This is a genomic window from Streptomyces phaeolivaceus (genome assembly GCF_009184865.1).
Classification (GTDB): Bacteria; Actinomycetota; Actinomycetes; order Streptomycetales; family Streptomycetaceae; genus Streptomyces; species Streptomyces phaeolivaceus.
The window spans coordinates 3,477,610-3,500,324 of the sequence record NZ_CP045096.1 but is presented as its reverse complement, the minus strand read 5'-3'; the positions used below and the strand labels follow the sequence as shown (position 1 = coordinate 3,500,324).

Genomic DNA, 22,715 nt, shown 5'->3' with positions numbered 1-22,715 from the left:
TGGCTGTGGCTATTTCGGCTCGCCCGCGGACAGTGCCCGAGCCCGGTACTCCATCGGCGACACCCCGTACGCCCCCCGGAACGCCCGCGTGAAGTCGGAGGCGCGGACCAGGCCCCAGCGGGCGGCGATGGTGTGGATGGGCGTGGCGGCGAGCGCCGGGTCCGCCAGGTCGCGGCGGGCGCCCGCGAGCCGCTGGCTCCGGATCCACGCCGCGACCGTCTCCCCGGGGCTGTCCTCCTGGAACAGCCGGTGCAGATAGCTCAACGAGATGTGATGCGCCGCCGCTATCACCGGCGGCGTCAGCTCCGGGTCGTGCAGGTTCTGCCGGACGAACGCCCGTATCCGCGTCGTCAGCGCCCGCTGCCGCGTCTCCGGCGGCAGCGCGTCCTCCGCCTCCAGCACCTGCGCGAACCAGGCCGCCAGCAGATCCACCAGAACCGTGCCCAGGCGCGGCGCGTCGGACGGCTGAAGGGTGTCGGCCTGCTGCTCCAGCCCGGTCAGGAACCCGGTCAGCAGCGCGCCCACCCCCTCCCTCGCCGCCAGCCGCCGCCCCAGCAACCCCTGGACACGCGCGGGCGGCAGCGGCAGCAGCGCCTTCGGGAAGTCCAGCCCCACACCCCAGATCACCTGACGGCCCAGCCCGGCCGGCGCGTGCACCTCGTACGGCCGTGACGTGTCGCTCAGCCACAGGTCGCTCGGGCCGTACGCCTCGGTCCGCCCCACATGCTCGAACCCCAGCCCACCGCCGAGCACCAGCGACAGGTGGTACATCTCCGGGTCGGACTGCCGCACCAGTTTCTCGGTACGCCGGAACCCCGTCACCAGATGCGCCGTCGGCCACACCAGCACCGGCCCCAGCGCCATCAGCCGCTGCCGCGCCCAGAAGTCGTCCGCGAACTCGCAGCGCATCTCGCTGGGCGCGATCGCCTGGTGCATCAACTCCCGCCAGTAGTCGAACCGGTGCTCCTTGGGCACGTCGTCACTCCGGAACACGGTTCCGATCATGGCGGGTTCGGTCCGGGGTTCAGATCGTCGATGCGCATGCCCGCATCCTGACATATCCCCGTCACCGTCCTTTTCTCGTCGCGTCGAGGTGGACCGTGGTACCACGCGACGTCGCGGCGTACCGCGTCCGGACTACGGATCACCGTGCCGAAGGACGATGCCGGGGAGCACCGCACCGGGAGATCCTTTTCCGAGTGGCGCAGGGCCTTCCCCACTGGCTCACCCACGCCCCCACACGCAGTACGACGAAAAGGTGATGCGACATGACCACTGCCACCACATCCGGCGGAGCGAGGAACAAGCGCGTGCTCCGGGCGGGAGCGACGGGTGTGCTCAGCGCCGCGCTGTTCCTCGGCCTGGCCGCCTCGCCCGCCCAGGCCGCCTGGTTCGTCGACGGACCCCAGCGGAGCACGCCGTCGGCCGCCGAGGCGGACAAGTCCGCCACCGAGGCCAAGTGCCGCCAGGGGGACTACGTGGTCCAGTCGTCGTACCTGACCTTCTCGAACAACGACACCGAGGTCACCGCCTGGTTCTGGCGGGTCCTCTGCGAGCGGAAGCGCGGCTAGGGCGGGTCGGCGCGACACGTCGCGAGGGCGGTTCGGCGCGACACGTCGCGAGGGCGGTTCGGGGGACGGCCCGAACCGCCCTGCGGTCAGCCCCGGCAGGCGTACGGCACGAAGTCCGCCCAGGTGGCGGGGGAGAGGACGAGCTGGGGGCCGGTGGAGTTCTTGGAGTCGCGGATGTGGATGGAGTGGGGGGAGGTGGCTACTTCGACGCAGTCGCCGGATGCGCTGCTGCTATAGCTCGACTTGAACCAGGCCAGTTCACTGGTGCTCATAGGTCCCCTCGCATCCGTTGCAACAGGCTCACCGAGTCCGGGATGGTGAGAGCCTGTGAACGCATCCTGGCATAGCGCCGCTGGAGCACGCTGACCACTTTCGAGTCCGTGATCAGCAGGCCGCTCTCCTGGCCCTCGTTGTAAGCGAACCACTTCGCCTCGGGGGTTTCCAGCAGCTGCATCGGGCCAGCCAATCCGGAATGCGACTCCTGCACCAGCGGCATGACCTGGATCTCGACGTTCCGCAGCTTGGCGATCTCCAGCACGTGATCGATGAGTCCGCGGGTGACCTCTGTTCCGCCGGTGCGCCGCACGAACAGCTGCTCTTCGAGGATGAAGCCGAAGGCGGTGTTCGGGCGCTCTCGCAGCAGCCGTTGTCGCGCCACCCGGGCAGCCCACCGCTCCTCGATCTGCTCGTCGTCCATCGGTGGCAGCTGGTCGGCGGACAGCGCCCGCAGGTACGCCTCGGTCTGCAACAACCCAGGAATCAGACGGCACTCATACGTGTAGAGCACGATCGCCGCCGCCTCCAACTTGGCCCACTTCCTGAACCAAGCCGCCAACCCCGGCTGTCGCCCCAGATGCTGAGCCGCGCGGATCAGCGCACCCGTGTTGCCCAGCGCCCGATCCACCCCCTCCACGAACGCCGCGTCCGGCATCCGCCTCCCCAGCTCCACGGACGCCACCATGTGCTTGGAGTAGCCGATGAGGTCCGCCAACTCCTCCCGGCTCAGCCCCGCGTGCTCCCGCAACGCCTGGACCATCGCCCCGAACGTCCGCAGACTGTCGGACGCCTCCGGCTCGCCACCCCCGGCGACTCCGCCGATCCCCACCACGCCGCCGCTGTCGGCCACCATGGGCCACCTCCCGCGCACCCGCCCACCGAACCACACCGTTCCGTCACCCATGGTGACGCGATGTCACCAGTACCGTCCAGTGCGTAACCGTGTACGCGCGCGCAGCGTACACGGGCCGGAGCTGGTGAACGGGGCTTCGCACAGGCCACATTGGGGGCATGACCGCACCACCCGCCCCCCGACACCCCGTCGCCGTGCCCGCGTTCACCCAGCGGTTCGGCTCGACACCGCTGGGGGCCCGCCTCGCCAGACACCTGGCCCTGAACCAGCTGCACGCCTGGGGCATCCGGTACGGCTCGGAGGCGTCCGACAAGGCGGCCGTGGTCGTCGCGGAGCTGGCGGCGAACGCGGTGACGCACGGCCGCGTCCCGGGCCGGGACTTCGAGCTGCGCCTCTCGCTCCCGACCGGCTCCCTGCGCATCGAGGTCACCGACACCCGAGCCGAACGCCTGCCGCCGCGCCCCGGTACCGTACGACCGGCCCGCCCCCTGGACGAGGACGGGCGCGGGCTGGTGCTCGTCGACGCGCTGGCCGACCGCTGGGAGGTGCGGGACCGCAACCCGCCGGGCAAGACGGTCCTGGTCGAGATCGACCTGCCCGGTTGGCTGTCGCTGGTCCGGCGGCTCCCGGAACGCAGGCCGCCGAAGCGGCGCGGTTAGTCGATGTTCCAGACGGTGGGCAGCGGGCTCGGCGCGGTGTGGCGACGTCCCGGATGGTGGAGCCGGAACAGTTGGCGCCGCGCCAGTCGAAGTCCACGCTCTCCTTGGCCGCGATGCCGATGTTCTTGATCTGGACGGTGCCGCCCTGAGTGAACTTGACGGGGCCGGAGGAACCGCCGTTGACCGTGCCGGTCACATACGCAGCTCGCCCCGGACGGGATCGCCGCGCTGCCCACGTTGCTGGTGACCGTCGCGGCCGACGCCGGGGAGGCGACCAGTGGTTCTCGCTGGTCAGCGGCAGTGAGTTGAGCCTCTCGCGCGGCTCGTGGCGCTCAAGTCCTCGTAAGGTAAAGAGATCTTGAAGTCTCAACTAGGAAATCTTCTCAGGGTTGTTCGGGCAGGTTGCGAGGGCAATAATTCACGGCGTTGGATCCCCCCACAGTGAAGGAATGAGGACGCGCATGCGTTCCATCGGTATGACCCGCTCCCTCAGCCTCGCGGCGGCGATCGCCGCGGCGGCCACCCTCGGCTTCGCCGGCCAGGCCGCCGCGGCGAACGGCCATCGCACGAGCCTGGTGGCCTCGGTGCCCAGCGGCGTCAACTACGTCAAGATCACCAGCACCGGTAGCTCCAGCCGGAGCGGCGGCGGCAAGGTCAACCAGTGCCTGACCGTCTCCGCGGCGCGGAGCAGCGGTCCCGTGGTCTACGCCGACGAGACGTTCACCGTCATCGGCCACGGCAACAGCTCATGCAGCGACACGGGCAAGGGCGGAGAGAGCTACGACATCCCGGACGGCTGGGCGGCCGGCTGCGTCGTCTACGAACTCGGCGTCAACGCGCTGCAGCAGGGCTCCTGCTAGCAGACGACGGTGTGCCCCCTCGCCCGGAAGCGGCCGGGCGAGGGGGCACGCCTGTGCGTACAACCAGGGTTACGAGGTGACCGTCAGCAAGTCCCGCTGGTCCTCCGGCAGTTCGACCCGGTCCGCGTACAGCAGGGCGTGCCCCGGGTCGAAGACGAGGGCGACGTCCCCCGCCAGCCCTGCGTTGCCGCTCAGCACCCGCACCACCTGGTCGCCGAGGCGGACGTCGTACGCGTAGCGCGAGCCGGTGTGAGAGCTGGTGATGACCTGCGTGCTGAAGCTTGTTCACGCCGGGCGGTATCTCGGCCGAGGCCACGGCCTCTGGCCGTTCGGGGGGACCGCCACGGCGACGGAGTCGTCGACGACGGGCCTGCCGCCGCGCCCCGGCACCGTACGACCGGCCCGCCCCCTGGACCCCGCCCCCTGGACCCCGCCCCCTGGACCCCGCCCCCTGGACCCCGCCCCCTGGACGAGGACGGGCGCGGCCCGGTCCTCGTCGACGCACTGGCCGACCGCTGGCAGGTCCTGGACCGCAAGCCGCCCGGCAGGACCGCACTCGTCGAAACCGCCCCGCCGGACCGGCGCTCGCTGATGAGACGGCTCCCCGAACGCCGGCCGCCGAAGAGGCGCGACCAGCGGTTCCGGGTGAAGGGCCTGCCGATTGCCGGTCGTTGCGGGTCGTGGTGCTCCACCGGGGCTCGATGAGGAGCCTTCTCCCGGCCGGCGCCGGCCGCGCCGGTCTCCGCGTCGGCATCGTCACCACCGACGGCGTCGCCCATGTGCGGCAGGGCGGCCCCCTCGCCCCTGGGCACGTGTGGCCGACAACGTCCGGTCGCTGGCCCTGTCCGGGAACCGGATCGGAATCGTCCTGAAGGACGGCGGCCTGTACGCCTCCTGGGCCGGACCGCGTAGCCCCGGTGCGGCAACGGTGTTCCGGCGACCGGCAGGGGACTGCCGCCCTGGTGGGGCGCGGGCGGGGTTCCGCGGCGTGTTGTCGCAGGTCGGGGCACGTTGCGTGGGTGGGTCGCGGGGTGGTGGGCGGATCCAGAATCCGTCCGGTTTTTTGCTGCCCGCCTCCTTCTAGGGTCGAGAAGGAGGACGCCGCGGCCGAGGGCCGGGGCGTGTGGATACCGAGCTGAGATGAGGATTCATGCGCAAGAGCAGAGGTCTCGTGACGGGGGCGCGGGCGGTGGCGCTCGCGGTGGCCGTGGGGGTGGCCGCGTCGACGGGCATGGCGGGTACGGCGAGTACGGCGTGGGCGTCGGTGCGGGAGGGTGAGCGGTCGTCGGGGTACTCGGCGGAGGAGATCATCCTGGGGCTCATGGGCGAGGGGGTCGTGGCCAAGGAGCAGCCGGAGGTCGCGGTGGTGCCCAAGGGGCAGGCCGTGGGCGCGAACGAGTCGGCTGTGGCGGCGTTCGTGAAACTGGCCTCGCTGAAGGAGCCGGCGTTCGCCGAGGAGTTCCGCGCGGAGGTCACCTCGGGCGACCCGTACCGGGTCCGCAAGGGGCTGGAGCGGCTGGACACCATGTCCCGGACCATCGCGCAGGAAGTGGCCGAGGGACAGGGGGACCTGGGCAGCGGCTCCGGGTCGTTCATCGTGAACCACAGCGTGCTCATCAAGAACAGCACCCTGGTCAACGACAGGGACCTGGCCAAGGTCCAGGTGGTGGACGTCGTCGCGGCGGCGGCGGATGTCGCGGTGGTGGTTGAGGTCATCGCGGCCGCGGTGGTCGCGGCGGACTTCGAGGCCGGCAGCAGCGGCCTGACGACCGAACAGGCCGTGGCGATGGTGACCAAAGCCCTGGCCGGTAAGTAAGTAGGCATACGAAAGGGCGGCTCCGCCGTGCGCGGCGGAGGGCCCCTTGGGGGGTAGAAAATCATGTCTCGCACAGGCTTCTTCGGCGGAGCCGCCCTGTGGGCAACGGTCGGTGTGACGTCGCTCGTGGTGGCGCTGCCGGGTTCGGCGGTCACTCCACCGGGGCTCGACGAATCACGTCGGATCGTCGGCCAGGTGTGGCCCCAGGGCTGGTCGTTCTTCACCAAGAGCCCCCGGTCGCCGGTGAACGGTGCCTATACGGTTTCCTCCGATTCTTCCGACGGGGCGCCGCGGAGCGCGCTCATCGGACCCAATTCCAGTCCGTCCAACGTGTTCGGGGCCAGCAGAAGAGCGCGGGCCCAGGGTCCCGAGCTGGCGAGCCTGACCTTTGCCACGCCGAAGCGGGCCTGGAAGAAATGCGACGGGTACACGGTCTCCGACTGCGAGATCGGCGATTTCGGTTCGGCGCCGAAAATCCGTAACGAGTCTCCGATCCCGACGCTGTGCGGGAAGACCGTCCTCACCGCGGAGGAACCGGTTCCATGGGCTTGGCGAAAGCTGACAGAGAGCCAGTTCCGGATCGTGCAGGCGGCGGAGGTGGACATCCAGTGCTGAGACTCAAAATGCCCGCGGTGCCCGAAGCCGCCGAACGATTCGACCCGCGCACCAATGTGTACGGATTGATGCGCACCCTGATCGCCGTGGGGATGTTCGCCACACTGACCCTCACACCGGCCGCGGCCCTGTTCCATCCCGTCGCCGGTACGAAGGACGCCCCGTACTGCGACGGCCTGTCCGCGATCTCGGGGTTCTGCGTCGGCGGGGACGCGCTGGGTCTGGATGTGCGCCGCTGTCTGCTGGCAGCCGTGCTGATCCCCGTGATGATCGGCTGGAGGCCGCGCTTCTGGGTGATACCGCACTGGTGGGTCGCGTTCAGCGTCGTCTCCTCGCTCAGCCTGCCCGACGGCGGAGACACGGTCGCGGTGATCCTCACGCTGGCCATCGTGCCCTTCGGGCTGGTGGACGACAGGACCTGGCACTGGAGCACCAAGGGCGGCTCGAAGAGCCTGAGTGGTTCCGCCGCGGCTTTTTGCTACGTCACCCATTGGGCGATTCGCATCCAGGTGGCCGGGATCTACTTCCAGTCGTCGGTGGCGAAGTTCGGCGTCGCGGAGTGGGCCGACGGTACCGCGCTCGCCTACTGGCTCAACGATCCGTCCTTCGGTCTCCTGCCGCTCTGGAAACCCGCGATGCAGCCCTTGCTGGAGAACGGTTACACGGTCGCCGCTCTCACCTGGGGAGTCCTCGTCATGGAACTCACCCTGGCGTTCTCGCTCTTCTGGAAAGCGGAGGTGCGCCGGAAGACGTTCTGGCTGGGAATCACGCTCCACGCGGGAATCGCGCTCTTCATGGGCCTTTTCAGTTTCGCGTTCATCATGTTCGGTGCTTTGGTCATCGCCTACCAGGTGCCGACCACGAGCCTCGACCTTTTCCGGTTCGCGGGGCGAAAAGCACGGCGCGGAGATCACGACGACGACGCGCGCGACGCCCCGGTGCGGGACAAGTCCCTCGTCCCCGGCTGAGGAGCGTTCGGCTCCCGGCTGTCCGGTTTTCCATGTCCGCATTCACGTGCTCCGTGGCGTACGGCCGCCGAGCCGAGATGAGATGAGGATTCATGCGCAAGAGCAGAGGTCTGGTTGTGGGGGCGCGGGCGGTGGCGCTCGCGGTGGCTGTGGGGGTGGCCGCGTCGACGGGTACGGCGGGTATGTCGTGGGCGTCGGCGCAGTCGGTGCGGTCGGCCCAGGAGGGTGAGCGGTCGTCGGGGTATTCGGCGGAGGAGATCATCCTGGGGTTCATGGGTGAGGGGGTCGTGGCCAAGGAGCATCCGAAGGCGGTGCTGGTGCCCAAGGGGCAGGCGGTCGGGGCGAATGCTTCGGCTGTGGCCGCCTTTCTGGAACTGGCCTCCCTCAAGGAGCCGGCGTTCGCCGAGGAGTTCCGCGCGGAGGTCACCTCGGGTGATCCCTACCGGGTCCGCAAGGGGCTGGAGCGGCTGGACACCATGTCCCGGACCCTCGCCCAGGAAGCCGTCGAGGGGCAGAAGGACCTGGGAACCGGCAACGGCGCGGTCGTCATCGACGACACCCTCTCCGACCACATGGATCTCCCGATCTTCGACATGGCCTCCGTCAATGTCGTCGACAGGATCATGGCCCTGGACGTGGTCAAGCAACTCGACAAGACCCGGGTGGTCGTGATCACGTTCCAGATGGCGGATGTCGAGGAAGGCGCCCACAACCTGGCGACCGAAGAGGCCGTGGCGGTCATCACCAAGACCCTCGCTGCGAAGTAGCCCGCATCGCGCACCGCCTCCGCCCGGCCAGTCCGGGCGGAGGCGGTGATTTTTTGAGCACAAGTCACCTATGACAGAGGGGAGTTGACATGTCATCAGGGCGTTTCGTTGCGGAGCTTTTTGGACGGTTGTTGGCGGAGAAGGAGCTCTCCGGGCGACGGTACGCACACGTACTGTCATCCATCCGTGGCGGGAGGTTCCGCCCGGTGAGGCCGCCGCCGGAGTCCCGCGGCGGGGGGACAGCAAGGAGAAGCAGGGGCGCATGCCTGAGCAGCTGGGGGCCTGGCTTCGCGAGCGTCGGACGCGGCTGGGGCTGAGCCAGCCCCGGCTGGCGGAACTCGCCGGAGTCAGTGTCCGCAGCATCCGGGAGATCGAGCACGGCCGGGCCGGGTCCTCGTACAGCCCCTCCGTCCGCAGACTGCTCGCGGCACTGGGACCGGACGGCGGGCCGGGGGACCGGGACGCGCCACCGCTCCGGCTCGGCGTCCTCGGCCCACTCACCCTCCACGTGGCGGACCGGCCCACCCCGCCCGGCGCCGCGAAGCAGAGCAGCCTGCTGGCCCTGCTCGGCCTCCACCCCGGCGCACCCGTGTCCCTGGACGAGATCGTGGAGGTGCTGTGGGACGGCCGTCCGCCCGCCAGCTCCGTGAACATGGTCCACACGTACGTGGCCCGGCTGCGCCGCCTGCTCGCCCCGGCGGCCCGTCCCGGGGACACCGCCGGGGGCGTACTGCGCCGTACCCGGTCCGGCTATCTGCTGGACCTGGACGAACACCGGTCGGACGCGGCGGAGTTCACCACCCTGGCCACCCCGCCCGAGGGCACGGGCACGGGCAAGGGCACGGACGAGGTGTACACCCGGGCCGAGTCGGCGCTGCGGCTGTGGCGCGGCGCGATCCTCCAGGACATGCCGTCCCGGCTGCGTGAACACCCCTCGGCCGTCACCCTCGCCCGGCTGCGCCTGTCGGTGCTCCGGACGTACGCGGACCGCGCCCTGGCCGCCGGGACGACGGACAACGCCGTACGCGAACTCCGCCGAGCCGCCGACCTGGAGCCCCTGCACGAAGGGGTCCACGCCCGGCTGATGCTGGCGCTCGCCGCCTCCGGCGAGCAGGCGGCGGCCCTCGGCCTGTACACGGCGTTGCGCGACCGACTCGACGACCAGCTCGGCGTACGCCCCGGGCCGGAGCTGACCGACGCCCAGCTGCGCGTCCTGCGCATGGATCTCCCGCGTGCCTCCACCGCCACCACCCGCGCCCCCATGTCACCGGCCCCCGCCGCCCCGGCGCCCGCGCCCGCTCCCGTCCCGGCCCTCCTCCCGTACGACGCCGCGTACTTCACCGGCCGTACGGACCACCTCGCCCGCCTCGACGCCCTGCTCGACGAGGTCGGGCCGGGACCCGGCCGGGGCAGTGTGATCGGTGCCCTCACCGGTGTCGCCGGGGCGGGCAAGACCGCGCTGGCGGTTCACTGGGCGCACCGGGTGCGCGACCGCTTCCCCGACGGCCAGCTCTTCGTGGACCTGCGCGGCCACGCCCAGGGCGCCCCGCTGCGGCCCGTCGAGGCACTGGCCCGGTTCCTGCTCGCGCTGGGCGTGGCCCCGGAACGCGTCCCCGGCGCGCCCGAGGCCGCCGCCGACCTGTACCGCACCCTGGCCGCCGGACGCCGGATGCTGGTCGTCCTGGACAACGCCGCCGACCCGGAGCAGATCAGACCCCTGTTGCCCGGCGGCCCCGGCTGTCTGGTCCTGGTCACCAGCCGCGACCGGCTCGCCGGACTGGCCGCCCGCGACGGGGCCCGCCGTATCGCGCTGGACGTGCTCAGCGCCGAGGAGTCCCGGCTGCTGCTCGTCCGCACCCTCGGCAGGGCCCGCGTCGACGCCGACCCACGCGCCGCGGCCGACCTCGCCCGCGCCTGCGGACACCTCCCGCTGGCCCTGCGGATCACCGCCGCCAACCTCGGCGACAGCCCCGTACGCACCCTGCGGGAACAGGCCGACGAACTGAGCGAGGGCGACCGGCTCACCGCCCTCTCCGTCACCGGCGACCGGTCCACCGCCGTACGGGCCGCCTTCGACCACTCGTACTACGCCCTCGACGCCCCCGTCCGGCGGATGTTCCGCGTGCTGGCGCTGCTGCCCGGACCGGAGACCGGACTCCGGGCCGCCGCGGTCGTCGCGGGCACCACCCCCGGGGAGGCCGCCGCGCTCCTGCGGAGGCTCACCGCCGCCCATCTGCTGCGCGAACACCGGCCCGGCCGGTACCGCTGCCACGACCTGGTCGCGCTGTACGCCGCCGAACGACTGCGCGACACGGAGCCCGAGTCCGACCGCAGGGCCGCCCGGAGACGGCTGTACGACTGGCTGGTGGCAGTGGTGGACCACTGCGCCCAGCTGCTCGCCCCCGGGCAGCAGCGCCTGCTTCCCCGGGGTGAGGGCGGCGGCGCCGATGCCGCGGCGGCCTCGGCGGAGATCCCCGACGCCCCGGCGGCGATCCGCTGGCTGGACACCGAACTGGCCAACATCGCCGCGGTCGTCCACCAGGCCGCCGCCGAGAACCATCCGGCCTCCTGGCTGCTCGCCGACGCCCTGCGCGGCCACTCCTGGACCCGCAAGCTCGCCGTGGACTGGACGGCTCTGGCGGAGGCCGCCCTGTCCGCCGCCCTGTCCGCCGAACAGCCGCTGGCCCAGGGCGCCGTGCACAACCTGCTCGGCAACACACAGATCCAGCAGGGCCACCCCGAAAGGGCGATCGTCCACTTCGAGCGGCTGCTCGCCCTCGCCGAAGCCGCCGGTTCGCTGGAGGGCGCCGCCACCGCGCACACCAACCTCGGCATGGCCACCCGGCTCAGCGGTCGGCCGCGGCGCAGCGCCGAGCACCTGGAACAGGCCATGGAGGTCGACCGGCGGGGCGGCCTGCCGGACGGTCACCCGGTGGTCCTGGGCCAACTCGCCAACGTACTGGCGGACATGGGCCGGCTGGCCGAGTCACTGGACTGCCTGCTGCGGGCCGAGCGCCTGGCGCCGGACCTGGACTCCCGGCACAACCGGATCCACCGGGAGGCCGACCTCGCACGCACCCGGCAGCTGCTCGGCGATCACCGCCGGGCGGCACACCATCTGGAGACGGCCCTGTCGATGTCCCAGGACGACGGCGACGTGGGCAGCGAGGCGTACGTACTGCGGTTGAAGGCCTCCGTCCACCGCGACCTCGGCGACCTCACCGCTGCCCACGAACTGGCCGTCACCGCAACCGAGTTGAGCGACCAGAACGGCCACGACTACTACCGCGCCGGCGCCCGGATCACGCTCGGCGGCATCCTGCTCGCCTCAGGCCGACGCGGTGAGGCGGCGCAGGTCTACCGGGAGGCGTTGAAGCAGGCGCGCGAGCACGGCGCGTACGACCTGGAGGCCCGCGCCCTGCTCGGTCTGGCGTCCCTGCCCGACCCGCCGGACCGCGAACTGGCGGGCCGCGCCCTGGCCCTCGCCCGCCGCGCGGAGTACGTCCTCGTGGAGGGCGAGGCCCTGCTCGTCCTGGCCCGCGCCGCCCTGGGCCACGGCGAACCGGCGGTCGCCGCCGCCCACGCCCATGAGGCCCTCGCCCTGCACCGCACCACCGGCCACCGCAAGGGCGAGGCCCAGGCGTTGGACCTCCTCGGCCGGGCCGTCGAGGACACCGGCGGGGAGACCGGCGGCGCGGAGACCGCGGCCCATCACCGCGAGGAGGCCCGGCGGATCCTCCGCACCCTGCGCATCCCGGCCCCACTCCACTGACCGGCCCGGCCCCCTACTCGGCCACCGCCCCCTGCGACCGCCGGTACCGGTGGAGCTGCCGGGCCGTGTACACCATGGCGGGGGCGACGAGCGTGGGCACGAGCCACCACGGGAGGCCGAGCCGGGCGAACGGCAGCCCCACGCCGAAGCACGCGGTGAGCAGCGCGATGAGCAGGGGTTTGCCGTACCGGGCCCAGGTGCGGTGCTCGCGGTCCCGCGGACCGGTCAGCCGCGTCGTGCCGAGCCAGAACGCCAGGGCCGCCAGCAGCCCCGCGAGTGTGCCGACCGCCGCCGTCATCTGGAATTCGTCGCGGGGCTCCGCGGACGTGCTCTGCCGGACGTCCCCGCGGGCGAGCACGGTGACGTCTCCGCGCCAGACGGTGCCGGTGACCCGGTCCCCGGGCCGCAGTCGCTCCAGCAGCGGGTCCGGGTCACCGAACGACACGGCGCCGTTCCAGAAGGGGGCGCCGGACAGGGTGGCCTCGTGACTGCGGGTCCTGCTCTGGGTGTTGCGGGTGCCGTCGACGGTGAAGGAGACCGTGCGCAGACACTCCTCCCACTCCGCCGCCGGGGCCCCGGCGGCGCACGGCTCGGCCGCCCCGTACGCCTCGTACCGGTCCATGTCCTCGGGCAGCCACACGGTGAACACCCAGAGACAGACCAGCAGCGGGACCAGGGACAGCGTGAGCAGCGACGCGCCGATCCTCATGGCCACAGCTTCACGCGGCGTCGACCGGGCAGACAACGGAGTTGTCGGGCAGCATCCCTTTGCGCCTCGCTGCCGGGTCCCGGCAGCGAGGCGCGGCTCGGCGGGTTACGACGTCACCGTCAGCAAGTCCCTCTGGTCCTCCGGCAGTTCGACGCGGTCGGCGTACAGCAGCGCGTGTCCCGGGTCGAAGACCAGGGCGACGTCACCGGCCAGCCCTGCGTTGCCGCTCAGCACCTGGACCACCTGGTCGCCGAGGCGGACGTCGTACTCGTAGCGGGAGCCGACGTAGGAGCTGGTGATGACCTGGGTGTCGAGCCGGTTCACCCCGGCCGGGGTCTCGGCGGAGGCGACGACCTCCAGGCGCTCGGGGCGGACGGCGACCGTGACGGAGTCGCCGGTCGGGACGCGGGTGTCGCTGTCGACCCGGACGACCTCGCCGCTCGCGTCGAGGAGCACGGTGTGCCGGGTGCCGTCCACGCTCACCACCTTGCCGGTGAGGAAGTTGCAGCGGCCGACGAACGCGGCGACGGCGGGCGCGGCCGGCTTCTCGTAGATCTCGTGCGGGGTGCCGATCTGGATCATGTTGCCGCCCTCCATCACGGCGATCCGGTCGCTGAGCGCGAGGGCCTCGTCCTGGTCGTGGGTGACGTACACGGTGGTGATGCCCAGCTCCTCCTGGAGCCGCTTCAGCCACGCACGGGCCTGCTCGCGCAGCTTGGCGTCCAGGTTCGACAGCGGCTCGTCCAGCAGCAGGACCGTCGGCGAGTACACCAACGCCCTTGCCAGCGCGACGCGTTGCTGCTGGCCGCCGGAGAGCTGGTGCGGATAGCGACCGCTGAGCGCGGCCAGCCCCACCTTGTCCAGGGCGTCGTGGATCAGCGTCCTCTGCTTGTCCTTGGGCACCTTGCGGATGTCGAGGGGGAGGGCCAGGTTCTTCGCGATGGTCATGTGCGGCCACAGCGCGTACGACTGGAAGACCATGCCGAGGTTGCGCTCCTCGGGCGGGAGGAAGATCCCCGCCCCCGCGTCCACGAACGGTCTGCCACCCACCGCGATCGAACCCTCGGTCGGTTGCTCAAGTCCCGCGATGCAGTTGAGCGTCGTCGACTTGCCGCAGCCGCTCGCGCCGAGCAGCGTGAAGAACTCGCCGTCCTTGATGGTGAACGTGACGTCCCGCAGCACGGAGTTGTCGCCGAAGGTCTTGGCGAGGTTCTTGACGGTCACCTCAGGCATGGTGCTTTCCCTTCATGAGCAGTCCCGCGAGTGCGACGAAGACCGCGGTGATGCCGATCTGGAGGGTGGCCAGCGCGGCGACGGATCCGGCCCTGCCCTGCGTCCACAGACTGAGCATGGTGGTGCCGAGGATGTTGTTGTCGGCCGAGGAGAGGAAGACGGCCGGGGAGTACTCCTTGAGCATGATCACGAAGGTGAGGATCAGCGCTCCCGCGAACGCCGGCGTGATCAGGGCCCGCAGGACCCGGAAGAAGGTCATCAGCCAGTCGGCCCCCGACACCCGGGCCGCGTTGTCCAGCTCCCCGCCGATCTGCATGATCGCCGGCGCGACCGAGCCGAACGCGCTGGGCAGGGCCCGCATCCCGAAGGCGATGATGACGGCGTAGATCGTGCCCTGGAGGACCGAACCCATCCCGAAGGGCGCCAGCGCGAAGGCCCAGAAGAAGCCGATACCGATGATGATGCCGGGCAGCGACTGCGGGATGAGGGCCAGATACTCCACCGCCCGGCCCCACCGGAACGTCGACCGCCGGGCCACCATCACCGCGAACACGGCCAGCGCGCTGACGACCACCGAGCCGACACCGGCCACGATCATGCTGTTGTACAGCGACTGCACGTAGTTGTCGGAGTCGAAGACGATCTCGTAGTTCTTCGTCGTCACCGTCCTGAACGGCGACTGCAGCGGTGTGAAGACGAGCGTGAAGGACCGCATCACCAGACCCGCGATCGGGACGAGCGCGCCGACGATCACGTAGAACCAGATGCACGCGATGCTGACCCACTTCAGCCAGCCCAGGTCCAGCTTGCGCGGCCGGGTCACCTTGCCGCGCACGGACACGAACCGGGCCGCGTCCTTCAGCAGCTTCGCCTGCACGGCCACCAGGCTCAGCGTGACGACGAGGATCACGGTGGAGGCGGCGCCCAGCATCGTGTAGTCGGGGTCCACCGACTGAAGTCCGTTGTGGTAGAGGAAAGTCGAGAAGACGTCGATGCTGACCGGCTGGCCGTACAGCAGCGGCACGCTCAGTGTCTCGATGGAGACGGAGAAGACCAGGATCGCGCTGTAGACGATCGGGGGCCGCAGCAGCGGCACGATCACCTGGGCGAGGATCCGGAAGGGCCCCGCCCCGCAGACCTGCGCGGCCGACTCCAGCGAGGCGTCCGACTGCCGCAGCGCGTTGGCGCAGAAGACGTACGCGATCGGGGCGAGCGCCACCGCCTCCGTGAGCGCCATCCCGGGGATCGAGTACAGGTTCCACGGCACCCCGCCGAAGAGCTGCTGCACCTTGACGCTGACGAACCCGGCCGGGCCGTACATGATGATCCAGCCGAAGCCCAGGATCAGCGACGAGATGAAGAACGGCCACTGCATGGCGAGCGCGATCAGCCGCCCGCCGGGCAGCTTCGTGCGGACGACCACGATGGCCATCGGGATCGCGATGGCGAGGCTCAGAACCGTGGTCAGCGACGCGAACAGCAGGGTGTTCAGGGCGACTTCGCCGAAGCCGGCCTTGGTGAAGAGGTCGGTGTAGCCGCTGAGGGTGAACGCCCCGCCCGCCTCGTAGAGCGGGCGGTTGCGGATGCTCTGGTAGAGGGTCGGGACGATCGGGGCCAGCACCAGGACGGCGAGGAACGCCAGGACCGCGTACTGGACGACCGTGTCCCGTCCGATGCCGAAGAGGCGGCGGTAGCGCGGCGGCTGGAAGGTCTCCGCGGGTGTCTCGTCCGCCGGGGTGCGGGGTGGCTGGGTGAGGGTTGACATCTGAACTGACTCCGATCGTCCTTGAAAGCTGCCTGCCTACGGAGTCCGGCTACTTACGGAGTCCGTCGAAGCGCTCCAGCCAGGCCGCGGAGTCCTCCTTGGAGACCGGCTCGTACTTGACGTGGATGATGTTCTCCTCGCCGACCGCGTCCACGACCTCCTGGTACGTGTGCAGGCCCTCGCCCTTCACACCCTCGCGGTACGAGGCGAGCCCGCCCTCGGCGACCGCGCGCTGACCCTCGTCGGAGAGGGCGAAGTCCAGGAAGAGCTTCGAGGTCGCCGGGTGCGGCGCCTCGGCGGCGATACCGAGACCGCGCGGCAGCACGACCGTGCCGTCCTTCGGGAACACGATCTTCACCAGACCGGCGCTGTCCTCGACCACCGGGTAGGCGGGGGAGGCGCTGATCAGGAAGCCGGCCGTGTACTCACCGGCGACGATCTTCTCCAGCTGGGTGCCGGAGGAGGTCTCCGGGCGGGTCAGCGGAAGGATCCTCTCCAGGTCGTCCCAGGCCTCCGGGTTGCCCTCGGTGAGCGCCCGGGTCACGGTGAACCCGAAGGACCCCTCCGGGTCGCGGACCGTCACCTTGTTCTTGTACGTGTCCTCGTCCGACGTCACGATCTTCGCGAAGTCCGACAGGGTGGTCGGCGGGGTCTCCATCAGCGAGGTGTTGTACGCGATCGTCATCGGGTCCTGCGACATCGAGTACACGCTCGGCAGCAGCTCCGCGCTCGCGCCCAGCTCCTCCAGCTCGGGCGACTCGTACTCCAGGACCGTGTCCTTCCGGCCCGAGAAGTCCGCCCACGCCGTCGCCGCGCTGGAGATCAGCACATCCGCCGGGGACGACCCGGCCGCGTTCTCCGACAGCGTCTTCTGGAACAGCTCGTCGCTGTCCAGCTCGTTGACGGAGACCGTCTCGATGAAGTCGTACTTCTTCTTGAAGTCCCGGACGATCGGCGCCATGTTCTCGTCGCCGAGGTTCGAGTAGACGGTGAGCTTGCCGCCCTCCTTCTCCGCCGCCGCGATCAGATCGGCGTAGTCCGCCGGGTAGTAGTCCGGCACCTGGCCCGCCGAGATCTTGTTCTCCGCCACCTTCGGCGCGTCACCGTCACCACCGCCGCAGGCGGCCAGGCTGCCGAGTGCGAGCGTCGCGGCACACCCGGCGACAACGATGCGTCGGGTGCTGGTCTGGCTTGATCTGGCCATGGTTCTCCTCCTGGCGCGTGCCTTCTGGCAGCTGTTGCCGGGAGGTTAGGGACCCAGGTCAGGCCGGTAAATCCCTCATCCGTCAGAGCTCGTACTGCTCGTATTGGTCGTTGAGTTAGTGACGCGAGTCACCCTTGCCGGGCGGGTGCGGATGGCCGGGAACGATCTCTCCTGAGATGGGCCGTGAGCTGCTGGAGCCGTCCCCAGGCCTCGGTGTCCGTGCCGTCGCCGAGGGGGTAGTGCAGGGCCGGGCGGGCCGTCGGGCCCAGGTGCTCGGGGCGGATCTCGACCGGGGGGCGGCGGGCGTGGTCCAGGCCGATGGCGTGGACGTCGTCCGGGCCGAGGGTGAAGGTCGCGGGCAGCGGGGGGCCTTCGAGGCGGGGCGCGGTCGTGAGGTCGGCGCGGGCCACGCGCACCGAGGTCAGCATGGTCCGCAGCCCGTGCTCCCGGACCAGGGTGTCGGCCAGCGCCTCGATCCGGTCCAGCGGCGGTTCCTCACCGGCCGTGTACCCGAGCGTGAGGACCGCGTCCTCCTCCACGCCCTTCGTCGTCCGCGTCACCCGGACCGTCGCCGTCGCCGGCCGCTCCGGGGCGCCGACCACGATCAGCTGCGAGGGCTCGGGCGCCCGCTCCCGGGCCAGGTCCGTCAACTGCCGTGGCGACCAAGGGAGGTTGACCGGCTCGGCGGTGCCCCAGCCCGCCGGCGCCGCCCCCGTCAGCGCCTTCCAGGCCGCCTCCAGCGCGCCGCCCAGCAGCAGCCGGTCATCGGCCCGGTGCACGGTACGCAGGGCGACGACCAACTGCCGCCCCGGAGCCTCCTCGCCCGCCGGGCCGCTCTCGGAGCCGCCGGTCGAGCCGTCTGCCGGGCCGCCGCTCGGTCGGGTGAACGCGGTGGCCACCGCCGTCGTCCCGTCCGCCGCCGACGCGGGGGAGAACGCCCCGTCCCGCCAGCGCAGCACCGCCCCCGACAGCCCGTCGTAGTAGCCGCACTCCGGGTCCTGGACGACCCAGCGGTTGGGGACGCGCGCGAGGGTCGTACGGGCCGCCGGGGTCAGACGTACGCCGGGCGGCGTGACGATCTGGAGCGAGCGCCGGGAGGCCACCGCCGTACGCATGATCTCCGCGAGCCAGCTGGTCAGCGCCACCACCGGCCGGTCGATGAGGACGACGGCCGCGTGCTCGGTCACCACGTCCACCGCCGGCTGCCCCGCCCCCGCCGACGGCACGGCGGACACGTCCACGACCTCGGTGCTCGCCGCCCCGGACGGCCAGGTGGCGCCGCCCAGCAGCGCGTTGAGCCGCCCGCACACCACCCCCGCGAGCCGCTCCGCCTCCGGCACCGCCGTGGACGCCCGCGCCTCCGTCCACCAGAACGGCGTCTCCATGGCCTGCCCGAGCAGCCGCTCCGCCTCACCGGGCACCTGCACCAGCACCGGCGCCTCCACGGACACCAGCGGACGCCCGCCCGGCCCGTGCAACTGGACCACCGCGCCCTCGGCCGCCGCCGACAGGTCCAGCTCGGAGCCACCCGCGTACAGACTCGTCATCAGGGCCCAGACGTCGGGCATCTTCGGGGTGAGGGCGATGACGTCCTTGGTCACGGGCGGTCGCCCTCCTCGCTGTCGAGTGCCGTCTGGATCAGCTGGTGGGCCCGGCCCCGGCGGACCAGCGTGCCGCGCCCGGTCGGCTGCGCCGAGGCGTACAGGCCGGGGAAGAGCTGGCCCTCGCTCCGCTCACCGGTCATCAGCAGCGCGGCCGTACCGGTCTCGCGCAGGGTCTGCAGCAGCGGCTCGTACATCGCCCGGGAGGAGCCCGCCACCCGCCGGGTGATCACGAAGTGCAGCCCGATGTCCTGCGCCGACGAGACATAGGGCAGGAACGGCGACAGCGGCTGCTGCCCGGCGGTGGTGAGGATGTCGTAGTCGTCGACCAGGATCACGATCCGGGGCCCCTCGAACGCGGGCTCGTCGGTGAGCGCGTCCGGGTCGGCGCTCTGCGGCATCCGCTTCTCCAGCTCGCTCGCGATACCCGTCGCCAGCCCCGCCGCGAGCTTCGCGTTGTGCGCGTACCCGCCCCGGTACGGCTCCGGGATCACACCCCGCAGTCCACGCCTCGGGTCGAAGACACCGAAGACCAGCTCCTCGTCCGAGTACCGCTCCACGAGCCGCTCCGCGACCAGCTTCAGCAGATTCGTCTTGCCGCACTCGTTGTCGCCGAGGATCAGCAGATGCTGGTCCTGGCCGAAGAGGTCCAGGAAGGCGGGCGCCAGGGCGTCCTGGTCCACCCCTATCGGCACCCGGTGCGGCTCGGCGACCACCGACGGCAGCCGATCGGACGGCAGCCGGGTCGGCAACACCCTTACGGGCGCGGCCAGTTCACCGTGCCAGGTGGACCGTATCGTCCGGGCCGCGTCCTCCAGCGCCGGGCCGAGATCACCCGTCGACGGCCGCCCGTCGAGGCGGGGGAGGGCCGCCTGAGCGAACAGCTTCCCGTCGGTCAGGACCCGCCCCGGGGTGTCGGGCGACAGCGTCTCGGAGAGCTTGCGGTCCACGCTCGAATCGCTCGGCTCGTTGAGCCGCAGCTCCACCCGTGTCCCGAACATCGACTGCGTCGCGATCCGTACGTCGTTCCAACGCAGCATGGAGCCGACGACATGGATGCCGTACCCGCCCCCGCGCTTCAGCAGATCCACGACCGTGTCGTCCAGCTCGGCGAACTCGTCGCGCAGTGCCCCGAATCCGTCGATGAGCAGCACGATGTCCGTCGAGCCCAGCTCACGCAGCTTTCCCTGGGCGCGCAGCCGCCGCAGCTGGTCGACCGAGTCGATGCCGTGCTCCCGGAACAGCTCCTCCCGCTCGATCAGCATCGTCCGGACCTCGGCGACCGTCCGCGCGGCCCGCTCCCGGTCGGCCCGGCCCGCGATCCCGCCGACGTGCGGCAGCCCGGAGAGGGCCGAGAGTCCGCCACCGACCAAGTCAAGGCCGTAGATGGCGACTTCGGCGGGGGTGTGGGTCGTGGCGAGCGACAGCGCGAGCGTCCGCAGCAGTGTCGTCTTGCCGGACTGCGGGCCGCCGATCACCGCCGCGTGCCCGCCCGCGACCGTCAGATCGAGCACCCAGTGCCCCTGCCACTGCTTCGCCGGATCGTCCAGCACCCCGAGAGGCACCCGCAACGGGCCTTCCCCGGACGCCAGTCGAAGCCCTCGCTCATCCACCCGGACGGGCCCGGCCGCCGCGTCCAGCGTGATCGCGTCCGGCAGCGGCGGCAGCCAGATCCGCCGCACCGGCCGCGTGGCGGAGGCGAGTTGGTCCACCATCACCGACATCACGGTCGGCCCGGTCTCCCGCTTGGTCGCCTTCGGCTCGTCGACCGCCCCGCTCGCGGCCGACCCGCCGCCGGGCGTGCCGTCGAGCGTGTTGTACGTCGGATACGTCCAGGCCAGCGGCGTGTCGTCCTCCTGCGCGACCAGCGCGGGACCCCGGTACGCGCCCGACACGTACCCCGCCTTGAACCGCTCGTACGTCGAGGTGTCCACCTTCAGATAGCCGAAGCCCGGCAGCGGCGGCAGATGGAAGGCGTCGGTGGTGTCGAGCACGGTCCGTGACTCGTCGGCGGAGAAGGTGCGCAGCCCCAGCCGGTACGACAGATAGGTGTCCAGCCCCTTGAGCTTGCCGCCCTCGATGCGCTGGCTGGAGAGCAGGAGATGGACGCCGATGGACCGGCCGATCCTTCCGATGGACAGGAACAGATCGATGAAGTCCGGCTTGGCGGTGAGGAGTTCACCGAACTCGTCGATCACGACGAAGAGATGCGGGAGCGGTTCGAGATCGGGCCGCCGGGTCGCGCGCAGCGCCGCGTAGTGCCCGATGTCGGCCACGTTCCCCGCGTCCTTCAGCACCTGCTGCCGCCGCTTGACCTCGCCCGCGAGGCTGGAGTGCACCCGCTCGACCAGCCCCGCCTGGTTCTCCAGGTTGGTGATCACACCGGCCACGTGCGGGAGTTCGGTGAACGGGGCGAAGGTCGCGCCGCCCTTGTAGTCGACCAGGACGAGCGCGAGATCCTCGGGGGAGTGGGTGGCGGCGAGCGCCAGCACGAGGGTGCGCAGCAACTCGCTCTTGCCCGAGCCGGTCGCGCCCACGCACAGCCCGTGCGGGCCCATGCCCAGCTCGGAGGACTCCTTGAGGTCGAGGAGGACCGGCTCATGGCGGTCCGTCAGGCCGATGGGGACGCGCAGGAACTCGCGCTCGCGGCGCGGCGCCCACAGGTCGGCCAGGTTCAGCACGGCCGGGTCGTCGATGCCGAGGAGGCCCGGGAAGTCGACGGGCCCGGTGACCGGGGCGCCCTCGGCGGCCGACTCGGCGGACAGCCGCAGCGGCGCCAGCAGCCGGGCGAGGCCCTCGGCACCGGCGGCGGTGACCTGGTCGCAGGTGCCGTGCGCGGCCGGGACGGGGTGCGGCTCCGCGACCGTGAGCGGGTCCGGATCACGGAGATCCTCCACCACCACCCGATCGCCCCGCACGGTGATCCGCACCGACACCTGATCGGGCTCGTGCACCTGCTCCTCCAGCAGATGCAGCACCGTGACACCCATGTCCGCGAGCCCCACCGCCGTGTCCGGACGCGGCAGTTCGGCGGCCGTCTCCCCGTACTCGTCGCTCACCACGACCATGCGGGACGCCAGCCTCAGCGCCTTGCGGTCGGCGAGGCCCCGGCGCACCTCCGCCGCGTACGAGGCACGCCGGCCCAGCTCGTGCCGGAAGTGCCGGGCCAGCTGCGGCAGGCTCGGCGCGATCCGACGGGCCGCCACCGGACCGTCGTGCTCCTGCGCGTCCAGCACATGCGGCAGCCACTTCGCCCACTCCCAGTCCGCCAGCCGCTCGCCCGGCACCCCGAGTGCCATGGCCACGTCGTCCGGGGCGTGCGTGACGGCGACCTGGACGAGGAGCGCGCGGGCCACCCGCAGCACACCCTCCCGGTCACCGACCACGCTGACGTTGCCCGCGCGGTCCAACGGCACGGTGATCGGGCAGCCGCCCGCGACCGAGTACCGGGCCAGCAGCGCCCGCGCCTCGTTCAGCATGAACGGGTCCGGCGGCGTCAGCACCCCGCCCTGGTTCTGCCCGATGGCCAGATGCGCCACCGGGACGTCACCGGTGCCGACCCGCACCCGCAGGAAGTCCGCGTCCCGCCGCCGCCGCTCCCAGAGCCGGGCGGGGTCGCGCACCAGGTCGTACAGTGCCTCCGGGGGCGGATCGAGCACCCGCGCGAACTGCCGCCGCTGCCGCTCGTCGGCCCCGAACTCCTCGCGCAGCTCCTCCAGATACTCCAGATACCGTTCCCGCTGGGTCCGTCGGGTGCGCTGGGCCTTGCCGCGCTGGGAGAGGAAGAGGGCAACCGCGCCGAGCAGCGCGAAGACCAGCACGATCGCGCCGAGCGCCGCGAACTGGCTGTTCCGGATCACGGTCATCATCACGACCGAGCCCATGACACCGGCCATCGGCAGCAGCGCCGTCGCCGACGTCCCCGCCTTGCCCTCCGGGAGGTTGGGCGGCGGCTCGATCGTCCGGGCACCGGTGGCCGGGAGCGGCCGGGTGCTCCGCGCGGGCCGGTGGATCACCTGCTGGGTCACGACCGGGCCCCTTCTCGT

At 71.4% G+C, this 22,715-nt stretch carries 18 protein-coding genes; 8 read left to right on the top strand and 10 right to left on the bottom strand.

Features of this window, described 5'->3' with window-relative positions; all coding sequences use genetic code 11:
• Positions 1–9: 9 nt before the first annotated feature.
• Positions 10–1,005: a helix-turn-helix domain-containing protein gene (locus F9278_RS16430; RefSeq protein WP_152169015.1), complete on the bottom strand. Its 996-nt coding sequence runs from the start codon at positions 1,003–1,005 to the stop codon at positions 10–12.
• A 263-nt stretch (positions 1,006–1,268) separates the two neighbouring features.
• Between F9278_RS16430 and F9278_RS16425 the strand changes: the two genes are divergently transcribed.
• A complete protein-coding gene (locus tag F9278_RS16425; protein ID WP_152169014.1) occupies positions 1,269–1,571 on the top strand; it encodes a hypothetical protein in 303 nt (100 codons plus the stop codon).
• Positions 1,572–1,657: 86 nt separating this feature from the next.
• On the opposite strand, the gene F9278_RS16420 is transcribed toward F9278_RS16425, so the two are convergent.
• Both F9278_RS16420 and F9278_RS16415 read right to left on the bottom strand, forming a co-directional pair.
• Positions 1,658–1,843: a DUF397 domain-containing protein gene (locus F9278_RS16420; protein ID WP_152169013.1), complete on the bottom strand. Its 186-nt coding sequence runs from the start codon at positions 1,841–1,843 to the stop codon at positions 1,658–1,660.
• Positions 1,840–2,700 (bottom strand): helix-turn-helix domain-containing protein, encoded by an 861-nt coding sequence (locus F9278_RS16415; protein WP_152169012.1) that lies wholly within the window; start codon positions 2,698–2,700, stop codon positions 1,840–1,842. Before F9278_RS16415 ends, F9278_RS16420 begins: the two co-directional genes overlap by 4 nt.
• Before the next feature lie 158 nt (positions 2,701–2,858).
• Here F9278_RS16415 and F9278_RS16410 point away from each other — a divergent pair, with 158 nt between their 5' ends.
• Complete coding sequence (locus F9278_RS16410) at positions 2,859–3,359, top strand: ATP-binding protein (protein ID WP_152169011.1); 501 nt, start codon at positions 2,859–2,861, stop codon at positions 3,357–3,359.
• Positions 3,360–3,820: 461 nt separating this feature from the next.
• A complete protein-coding gene (locus F9278_RS16405; protein ID WP_152169010.1) occupies positions 3,821–4,219 on the top strand; it encodes a hypothetical protein in 399 nt (132 codons plus the stop codon).
• Between the two features lie 69 nt (positions 4,220–4,288).
• Here the strand turns inward: F9278_RS16405 and F9278_RS48180 are convergent, their stop codons facing one another.
• On the bottom strand, positions 4,289–4,417 hold the full coding sequence (locus F9278_RS48180) for a hypothetical protein (protein ID WP_264300170.1): 129 nt from the start codon (positions 4,415–4,417) through the stop codon (positions 4,289–4,291).
• A 952-nt stretch (positions 4,418–5,369) separates the two neighbouring features.
• Between F9278_RS48180 and F9278_RS16390 the strand changes: the two genes are divergently transcribed.
• The 5 genes from F9278_RS16390 to F9278_RS16370 all read left to right on the top strand — a co-directional run bounded on the left by F9278_RS16390 (position 5,370) and on the right by F9278_RS16370 (position 12,157).
• Positions 5,370–6,035 (top strand): hypothetical protein, encoded by a 666-nt coding sequence (locus F9278_RS16390; protein ID WP_152169009.1) that lies wholly within the window; start codon positions 5,370–5,372, stop codon positions 6,033–6,035.
• 63 nt (positions 6,036–6,098) lie between these two features.
• Complete coding sequence (locus F9278_RS16385) at positions 6,099–6,650, top strand: SdpA family antimicrobial peptide system protein (RefSeq protein WP_152169008.1); 552 nt, start codon at positions 6,099–6,101, stop codon at positions 6,648–6,650.
• Positions 6,651–6,667: 17 nt separating this feature from the next.
• Complete coding sequence (locus F9278_RS16380; RefSeq protein ID WP_152169007.1) at positions 6,668–7,618, top strand: sporulation-delaying protein SdpB family protein; 951 nt, start codon at positions 6,668–6,670, stop codon at positions 7,616–7,618.
• Positions 7,619–7,710: 92 nt separating this feature from the next.
• Complete coding sequence (locus F9278_RS16375; RefSeq protein WP_152169006.1) at positions 7,711–8,385, top strand: hypothetical protein; 675 nt, start codon at positions 7,711–7,713, stop codon at positions 8,383–8,385.
• A gap of 262 nt (positions 8,386–8,647) precedes the next feature.
• Positions 8,648–12,157 (top strand): BTAD domain-containing putative transcriptional regulator, encoded by a 3,510-nt coding sequence (locus F9278_RS16370; protein ID WP_152169005.1) that lies wholly within the window; start codon positions 8,648–8,650, stop codon positions 12,155–12,157.
• 13 nt (positions 12,158–12,170) lie between these two features.
• On the opposite strand, the gene F9278_RS16365 is transcribed toward F9278_RS16370, so the two are convergent.
• From F9278_RS16365 to eccCa, 6 genes are all read right to left on the bottom strand, one after another.
• Positions 12,171–12,866 (bottom strand): hypothetical protein, encoded by a 696-nt coding sequence (locus F9278_RS16365; RefSeq protein ID WP_226966771.1) that lies wholly within the window; start codon positions 12,864–12,866, stop codon positions 12,171–12,173.
• Between the two features lie 105 nt (positions 12,867–12,971).
• Positions 12,972–14,099: an ABC transporter ATP-binding protein gene (locus F9278_RS16360; RefSeq protein WP_152169004.1), complete on the bottom strand. Its 1,128-nt coding sequence runs from the start codon at positions 14,097–14,099 to the stop codon at positions 12,972–12,974.
• The gene (locus F9278_RS16355) at positions 14,092–15,864 is read right to left on the bottom strand and encodes an ABC transporter permease (RefSeq protein WP_152169003.1); all 1,773 of its coding nucleotides are present in this window, start codon (positions 15,862–15,864) and stop codon (positions 14,092–14,094) included. Before F9278_RS16355 ends, F9278_RS16360 begins: the two co-directional genes overlap by 8 nt.
• Before the next feature lie 49 nt (positions 15,865–15,913).
• Positions 15,914–17,068 carry an ABC transporter substrate-binding protein gene (locus F9278_RS16350; RefSeq protein WP_152169002.1) on the bottom strand — a complete coding sequence of 385 codons (1,155 nt, stop codon included), beginning with the start codon at positions 17,066–17,068 and terminating at the stop codon, positions 15,914–15,916.
• Positions 17,069–17,196: 128 nt separating this feature from the next.
• Positions 17,197–18,669, bottom strand: a complete 1,473-nt coding sequence (locus F9278_RS16345; protein WP_152169001.1) for a DUF6177 family protein — start codon at positions 18,667–18,669, stop codon at positions 17,197–17,199.
• A complete protein-coding gene (gene eccCa, locus F9278_RS16340) occupies positions 18,666–22,697 on the bottom strand; it encodes a type VII secretion protein EccCa (RefSeq protein WP_152169000.1) in 4,032 nt (1,343 codons plus the stop codon). Before eccCa ends, F9278_RS16345 begins: the two co-directional genes overlap by 4 nt.
• Positions 22,698–22,715 lie beyond the last annotated feature (18 nt).